The 7872-nt window shown below is 68.5% G+C and carries 6 protein-coding genes; 3 read left to right on the top strand and 3 right to left on the bottom strand.

Going from position 1 to position 7872, the window contains the following annotated elements:
- Positions 1 to 24: 24 nt before the first annotated feature.
- Positions 25 to 2442 (bottom strand): TonB-dependent hemoglobin/transferrin/lactoferrin family receptor, encoded by a 2418-nt coding sequence (locus tag DTS01S_RS07440; protein WP_026062453.1) that lies wholly within the window; start codon positions 2440 to 2442, stop codon positions 25 to 27.
- A 280-nt stretch (positions 2443 to 2722) separates the two neighbouring features.
- On the opposite strand from DTS01S_RS07440, the gene DTS01S_RS07445 reads away from it, so the two are divergent.
- Genes DTS01S_RS07445 through DTS01S_RS07455 form a run of 3 tightly spaced genes read left to right on the top strand, consistent with a single transcriptional unit; the run spans position 2723 to position 6064 of the window.
- Positions 2723 to 4096: an aspartate aminotransferase family protein gene (locus DTS01S_RS07445; protein ID WP_016452231.1), complete on the top strand. Its 1374-nt coding sequence runs from the start codon at positions 2723 to 2725 to the stop codon at positions 4094 to 4096.
- A 7-nt stretch (positions 4097 to 4103) separates the two neighbouring features.
- A complete protein-coding gene (locus DTS01S_RS07450) occupies positions 4104 to 5177 on the top strand; it encodes a GNAT family N-acetyltransferase (protein WP_061287504.1) in 1074 nt (357 codons plus the stop codon).
- Positions 5159 to 6064 (top strand): arginase family protein, encoded by a 906-nt coding sequence (locus tag DTS01S_RS07455; protein WP_016447368.1) that lies wholly within the window; start codon positions 5159 to 5161, stop codon positions 6062 to 6064. Before DTS01S_RS07450 ends, DTS01S_RS07455 begins: the two co-directional genes overlap by 19 nt.
- 36 nt (positions 6065 to 6100) lie before the next feature.
- Here DTS01S_RS07455 and DTS01S_RS07460 read toward each other — a convergent pair whose 3' ends face one another.
- Positions 6101 to 7330 carry a DegT/DnrJ/EryC1/StrS family aminotransferase gene (locus DTS01S_RS07460; RefSeq protein WP_061287505.1) on the bottom strand — a complete coding sequence of 410 codons (1230 nt, stop codon included), beginning with the start codon at positions 7328 to 7330 and terminating at the stop codon, positions 6101 to 6103.
- A complete protein-coding gene (locus DTS01S_RS07465) occupies positions 7323 to 7817 on the bottom strand; it encodes a DMT family transporter (RefSeq protein ID WP_016447366.1) in 495 nt (164 codons plus the stop codon). The genes DTS01S_RS07460 and DTS01S_RS07465 overlap by 8 nt, the downstream gene beginning before the upstream one ends.
- Between the last annotated feature and the right edge of the window lie 55 nt (positions 7818 to 7872).

Below are 7872 nucleotides of genomic sequence, written 5' to 3' on the forward strand. Positions count from 1 at the left end.
GCAATGGCATGGTGCGCAGGGTGCTCAGAACGCAACGTTCATGGACACGGCGAAGGTGCGGCCCGGGTTGCTCAGCAGCTCGATGTCGCGGCGGTCGCGCGCCACGCCGGGCTGCAGGCTGCGGGTGCTGGAATAGTCCCAGTAGCGCTTGTCGCCCAGGTTGTAGATGCCTGCGTTCAGGCGCACGTTCTTTGCGACCTGCCAGTAGCCGGCCAGGTCGAAGATGGCATGGCCGGGCACGCGGAACAGCTCGGTGGTCGAGTCGGTCAGGCCGGTGCCCGCGTTCAGGTAGCTGTCGCGGTTGGTGGCCACGGCCTGCTTGCCCGCGACGAAGGTGCCGGTCAGGTTCAGGCCCCATTGCCGGGCCGGTGCGTCATAGCCCACGCCCACGATGGCCTTGCGCGGCAGCACGCTGTCCAGCGGCACATCCTTGTCGCCTGCGTAGTAGGACTTGGAGGTGCCGCGGCTGATGCCCAGCGCCCAGGTGGAGTACAGGCCCCTGGCGGCGGGCATCCACTGGCCGTGGTCCAGGCGCGCGCTGGCCTCGAAGCCGTAGATCTTTGCGCTGTCGCGGTTCTCGGCCTGGTAGATGGTGCCGATGTGGGCGGGCACGTTGACGAACAGGTCGGGACGGCCCGCGCGCAGGTAGCGCGTGTAGGCGATGAAGTCGGAGTACCTGGTATAGAAGACCGAGCTGTTGAAGGTCACGCCCGGCGTGGGCGAACCCTTGAGGCCGAAGTCGAAGGCATTGCTGCTTTCCTCCTTCAGGTTGGGGTTGCCCACCAGGGCGTACTGGCCTGCCGCGTGGTAGTTGCTGGCCATGTTCCACGAGCCGAAGATCTCGCCGGCCGAGGGCGCGCGCCCGCTGCGCTTGAACTGGGCATAGGCGCTGAACGTGGGCGTGAGGTCATAGACCAGGGCCAGGCTGGGGCTGAGGATGGTGTTGCCGCGCGTGCCACCGTAAATCTTTTTCACATCGGCGGCCGTGAGCACGCCCGAGACGAAGTTGTCCAGGTCGCGTGTCTTGATCTCCACGCGGTCCACGCGCAGCGCGGGAATCAGCGCCAGGCGGCGGCCGCCGGCCTGGAAGCTGATCTCGTCCTGCAGGAAGGCGCCGTAGCGGCGGGTGGTGGTGTCGGGCTGGGGCTTCATAACGGGCGTGCCGGTAGCGAAAACGTTCCACGGCCGCTCCGTGTCCTGGGTCGATGCATTGACGCCAAAGCTCAGGCGGTGGCGGTCGATGCGCTTGTCGCCCGTGCTCGAGAAACCCCAGGTGCGCGTCTCATTGCCGGAGACGTTGTGCACCTTGGCGCCCGTGGCCAGCGTGGTGGTGTCGGTGACGTCGTTGGTGTCCGTGTTCTGGAAGTACAGCCGCGTGTCCAGCTGGTCCACCCAGGCGCCGGCCGGGGTCCACAGGTGCTGCAGCTGCAGCGTGTTGCGGCTGGTGTCGCTGTTCTGGCGCGAGCTTTCGGTGATGCTGGTGTTGGTGGTGTCCCAGCCGTGGAAGGAGGTGTCGTTCTTGCGGCGGTACAGGTCGGCCGACAGCACCAGGCGGTGGGCCGGGTTGATGCGCAGGCCGCCCTTGAGCAGCAGCGCGTTGGAGTTCCAGTCGTCGGGATAGCTGTTGACGATGGCGCTGTGGTTGCGCGTCTCGTGGCCGTCGCGGCGCGAGTAGGCGATCAGGCCGTCGAGGTCGCCCGAGCGGCCAGCGGCCGTGAAGCTCTCGTTCCAGGAGCGGTCGGCCGTGTCGTGGCCGATCTTGCCGCCCAGGTAGGAGGTCTTGCCACCCACCAGGTAGTCCTCGGCGGACTTGGTGCGAAAGCCCACCGAGCCGCCGATGCCACCGGCCGCGCGCCGCGCCGTGGTGGTGCCGGAGTGGATGTCCACGGCCGAGAACATCTCGGGGTCGATGAAGTCACGGCCCACGCCGAAGGTGTTGGCGCCGACACGGCTCACATAGGGGCGCGTGGTGGCGTCGGGCATCTCGACGCCGTCCACATCCATGCCGATGCGGTTGCCCTCGATGCCGCGGATGTTGTAGCCCGTGGTGCCCGAGCGGTCGAAGCTGCTGCGGTTGCGGCTGGTGCCCGAGGCCGTGCCCGGCGCGGAGACCAGGGGCTGGTAGCGCACCACGTCGGCCATGCTGCCGGCCTGCTCCAGCGCCGGGCCGCTGACGGTGGTGGAGGCGCCCGGGGTTCGCTGCGCGGGCTCGGCCGTGTCGACCACCTCGACCTGGGCCAGTGCCTTGGTGGGAGCCTGCGCCATCAGCCGGGCCTCATCGTCCAGGGCCTGAGGCCGGGGCTGGGCCCAGGCGCCGGACGTGGCCAGGCCGATCACGGCGGCCTGCACGGCCACGGCCAGCAGGCTGGGCCGCAAGGCCGGCGCAGCGCAGGGATTCCAGAAAAGGGAGACAGGGGCGCAGGAGCGTGAAGATGGAGCCATGGCAGGAATCGGGGAACGAGGGTTGCTGGCTAGCTGCCGACCTCTTCGCGGAGTGCTCTTGCGAGACCATTGATTCCCCCCGGGTGTGATTTCTTCCTGCTGGCTTTCCGCGATTCTCCCACCAATTGATAATGATTATCATTTGTTTTGTATCATTTACGTCACAGGGACAGATCACGGTCCCGCGCGGACCTCCTCCACAAACCCCACACAAAGACTCGACAGCGCAGCAAGATTGCCCGCTCACACTGCGGCGGCTGAATATCTGGAGCCCTTTGCTGTGACCAATAACGCCCAACTCCTGGCCGACGAAGCCAAGTACTGCTCGTTCGGGGATACCGTCCACTACGTCAATCCCCCCAAGATCTTTTCGGGCTGCGAAGGCAGCTACATGTACGACGAGGCCGGCACGCCCTACCTCGATCTGCAGATGTGGTATTCGGCCGTGAACTTCGGCTACAAGAACAAGCGCCTCGAGCAGAAGATGATCGAGCAGCTGCAGACCCTGCCCCAGGTCGCCAGCCAGTACCTGCACCCCACCAAGATCGAGCTGGCCAAGTTCATCGCCCAGGATGCGGAGCGCAAGTGGGGCCATGCCGGCCGCGTGCACTTCAACGTGGGCGGCGCCCAGGCCATCGAGGACTCGCTCAAGGTCGTGCGCAATGCCAGCGGCGGCAAGAGCCTGATGTTCGCCTTCGAGGGCGGCTACCACGGCCGCACGCTGGGCGCCTCCAGCATCACCTCCAGCTACCGCTACCGCCGCCGCTACGGCCACTTCGGCGACCGCGCGCAGTTCATCCCCTTCCCCTACCCGTTCCGCCGCCCCAAGGGCATGACGTCGGAGGAATACGCGGACTCCATCGTCCGGGAATTCGCGCGCAAGTTCGAGAACGAATACCACGCCATCTGGGACCCCAAGACCAACCAGTGCGAGTACGCAGCCTTCTACGTGGAGCCCATCCAGGGCACGGGCGGCTACGTCGTGCCGCCGCCCAACTTCTTCAAGGGCCTCAAGAAGGTGCTGGACGACCACGGCGTGCTGATGGTGGTCGATGAAATCCAGATGGGCTTCTGGCGCACCGGCACGCTGTGGTCGGTGGAGAACTTCGGCGTCAAGCCCGACGTGCTGGTCTTCGCCAAGGCGCTGACCAACGGCCTCAACGCCCTGTCGGGCCTGTGGGCGCGCGAGGAGCTGATCAACCCCACCATCTTCCCGCCGGGATCGACGCACTCCACCTTCGCCTCCAACCCGCTGGGCACGGCCCTGGGCCTGGAAGTCATGAAGATGACCCACGAGATGGACTTCGGCCGCCAGGTGCGCGAATCGGGCGCCTACTTCCTCGAAGGCCTCAAGGAGCTGCAAAAGCGCCACAAGGAAATCGGCGATGTGGACGGCCTGGGCCTGGCGCTGCGCGCCGAGATCTGCACCGAGGACGGCTTCACGCCCAACAAGGCGCTGCTGGACAAGATGGTGGACATCGGACTCGAAGGCGGCCTGGAATACAAGGGCAGCAAGCGCGGCCTGGTGCTGGACGTGGGCGGCTACTACAAGAACGTGATCACCTTCGCGCCCTCGCTGATGATCTCGCGCCCCGAGATCGACGAGGCCATGGTCCTGCTGGACCAGTTGCTCACGAAAGCCAAGGCGGCCTGAAGGCGCGATGCCCGCAGAGCGCCTGCACAACCAGCTCGAACCCCCAGGCCTGCTCGCGCAGTTCGCAGCCCATCCTCCCGAGGGCTTCGCACTGCTGCAGGACTGGCCGGCGCCGGCCTTCACGGCGCCCTTCGATCTTCTGACCACGGCGGACGACGCGCTCAAGGCGCGTCTTTTGTCGTTGCCCGGTGGCGACTGGCTGTCGCGCCGGCTGCGCCTGTCCACCGATTTCGTGGGCACCACGGTCAGCGAGTACGCCGTGCTGCCCATGGGCATCCCTGCCGCCCAGCAGGCTGCCGCGCTGCGTGCGCGCGCAGGCCGGCGCATGCTGACCATCGTCAAGGACCTGCCCCAGGATTCCCCGCTGCTGCCGGACGCCGACAACGCCCATGCACGGGCGCTGGCGCAGGCCCTGGCCGATGCGGGCTTCATCCTGGTCGAAGGCCAGGCCCTGGCACATGTGCCCATCGACTTCTCCAGCCTGGACGAGTACCTTGCGCGCCTGTCCAGGAGCCGCCGCCAGAACCTGCGCCGCAAGCTCAAAAGCCGCGCGCAGCTGCAGGTGCAGCGCATTCCCACGGGCGCGGCCTTTGCCGATGACGCCTGCGTCGATGCCTACTACGCGCTGTTCGATGCGGTGTATGCGCAAAGCGAGATCCACTTCGACAGGCTCACGCGCGATTTCTTCGCGGCCGTGCTGCGCGATGCAGGCAACGGCGGCCTCGTCTTCGAGTACCGCGCGCTGCAGGACGACGGCGCGCCCGGCGCGCTGCTGGGCTGGAACCTGTGCTTCGAGCACGGCGGCAAGCTGATCGACAAGTACATCGGCCTGTCCTACCCGGCCGCACGCGAGGCCAACCTCTACTTCGTGAGCTGGATGGTCAACCTCGAATACGCCATCGAACGCGGCCTGAGCCACTACGTGGCCGGCTGGACCGATCCCGAGGTCAAGGCCCAGCTGGGCGCCAGCTTCACCTTCACGCAGCATGCGGTCTTCATCCGCAACCCGCTGCTGCGCGCACTGGGCCGGCGCTTTGCCGGCCACTTCGAAAGCGATCGCCAATGGAGCGAACAGAACTGAATGCCCAGCCGGTCGTGCTGGATGTGGATGGCTCGGTGGGTTCCTTGCCCGGCGAGCTGCGCCTGCCGCTGCAGCACTGGCAGGAGCAGGTGCGCTTCGGCTGCGGCCTGCGGCGCTTCGCGCGGTTCCGCGCGGCGCTCGATGCACAGCTGCCCGCCGCGCATGGCACGGCCCTCATGGGCAGCGGCGACTTCCACCATCTGAGCTGGCCGCTGATCGAGCGCTGCATCGCGGCGCGGGCCCTGTCCTCAGGCCGGCCGCTGCGCGTGGTCGTGCTGGACAACCACCCCGACAACATGCGCTTTCCCTGGGGCGTGCACTGCGGCTCCTGGGTGCGCCGCGTGGCCCTGCATCCGGCCGTCTCGCATGTGCACGTGGCCGGCATCACCTCCGGCGACATTGGCCGCGCGCACGCCTGGGAGAACTACCTCACGCCGCTGCGCGCCGGCCGCCTGAGCTACTGGAGCGCGGGCGTGGACACGGGCTGGGCGCGCCGCCTGGGCGTGGACTCGGCCTTTCGCAGCTTTGCCAGCGTGGCCGAGCTGTCGCGCACGCTGGCGCGCATGCTGCGCGAGCAGGCCCAGCCCACCTACCTGAGCATCGACAAGGACGTGTTCGCGCCCGAGGTGGTGCGCACCAACTGGGACCAGGGCCGCATGCTGGAGAGCGAAGCCATGGACATCATTGGCGCGCTGTCCGGCCAGATCGTGGGCAGCGACATCACGGGCGATGTGTCTTCCTGGCGCTACGCGACCTGGTGGAAGCGCTGGATGAGCGCGGGTGACGGCCAGGACACGCAGATCGGCGCGCAGACGCTGGCCACCTGGCAACTGGGCCAGCATGCGTTCAACGAGCGCCTGGTGGAGCGTCTGCAGCAGGCCGGCTGAGGCCCCACCGGGGCTGCGGCGACCGGGGCTGCGAGGTCAGGCGGCGGCCTGCTTCGTGGCGCTTTCCAGCACCTGGACCAGATCGCCAAAGCGCGCGTCGTCGAACCACAGGCTGTTGCCCACGGCCACCAGGCGCTGCGCCCAGTCGCGCCCCTGGTCCACCACGTCCTGGCGTGCCAGGCCCAGCACATGGTCGTAGCGGCCATAGTCGGGCAGCACATGCACGAAGGGCAGCGACAAACCCCAGCCCCGCCCCCATTGCGCGCGCAGCAGCGCATCGCGCGTGGCGGCATCGCGCAGGCGCAGCAGCAGCACGGGCCAGACGCCTTGCGCGCCCGGCACGGTGTCGCCCACCACCTCGATGCCATCGATGGCCGACAGCCAGGCGCCGCGCTCACGCGCCTGGCGCTGCAGTTGCTGCTGGAAGTCCGCCAGCCGCGCCAGTGCGCGCCGGCCCACGCGGCGGCGCCAGGTGCCCAGTTCATGGCGGGCAATGGCGTCGTCGAAATCATCGCCGGCGGCCTGCACCCAGTCGCTGCGCGACAGCGCATCGCGCAGGGGGCGGCCATAGGCCAGGTCCAGCCCGGCGGGGCGGTACAGCGCCGCATAGCCCAGCAGCTCCAGGCTGCGGCGCAACTCCCAGCCCCGGTCCTGGCGCACGCTGGCTGCATGTGTCTCGCGCAGTGCCTCGCGCAGCGCGGGGTCGCGCGCCAGCAGCACGCCGCCCTCGAAGGTGGTCAGGCCCTTGCCCACGGCCAGGCTGTAGAAGCCCACATCGCCCTGCCAGCCCACGGGCTCGCCGCGCAGGCGTGCGCCCAGGGCCTGGGCCGCGTCCTCCACCACCCAGGCGCCCACGGCGCGCGCGCAGTCCACGGCCGTGGCCACGTCGGCCACGCGGCCGCACAGATGCGTGGGCAGCACGGCCAGGGTGCGTTCGCTGCACAGGGCGCGCAGGCGCGTGGGGTCCATGTCCAGCGTGTCGGGATGCAGATCGCACAGGCGCAGTTGCAGGCCGCAGTGCGCCACGGCCAGGGCCACCAGCGGGCAGGTATAGGCGGGGGCGATGACTTCGCTGCGGCCCGGCGCCAGGCGGCGCAGGGTCTGCAGCGCCACCATCAGCGCCGAGGTGCCAGAGCATTCAAGCTGCACGGCGGGCACGCCCAGCCACTGTGCCAGCGCCGTCGCCAGGTCCGCGTCGCCCCAGGGCAGCAGGTCGGCCGCGCGCAGCGGCAGGCCTGCCGTGGGCGGCAGCATGCGTTCAGCCATGGCGCGTGCCGTGCTCGGCCGATGCCGCCAGATGCGCGGCGCCCGCGCTGGCCGAGCCCGCGCCCGGATTGCCGCCCGCATGGCCCGGCGTGTCGTCGTCTGCGCCGGGCCCCTCGGCCTCCTGCGTCTCGCTGACCGCCAGGCAGGCGATGCCGGCCACGATGAACAGGCAGCCGATGATCTGGGGCATGCCTATGCGCTCGTCGAACAGCCAGTACGACAGCGCCAGCACGGAAAGAATCTCCAGGTGCGATGCCGCAAAGGCCGGGCCGATGGGCGCGCGCTTGAGCAAGGTCATCCACGAGAAAAAGGCGCCGATGTAGCCCACGAAGGCGCCATAGATCCAGGGCTGGCCGAACACGCGCGCCAGCCAGTCCACCGAGAACTCCAGCGGCAGCGCCGCATTGCCGGCCTGCTTGAAGCTCAGCTGGGCCAGCGTGTCGAAGGCCATGAGCACCAGAAAGCCAATGAAATAGAAACGTTTCATCTCAGTTATTCACGGGGCTGCGCGCCGCCCGCATCGTATGAAACTGGCGATCCCC

It is taken from the genome of Delftia tsuruhatensis NBRC 16741, from assembly GCF_001571325.1.
GTDB lineage: Bacteria > Pseudomonadota > Gammaproteobacteria > Burkholderiales > Burkholderiaceae_C > Comamonas > Comamonas tsuruhatensis.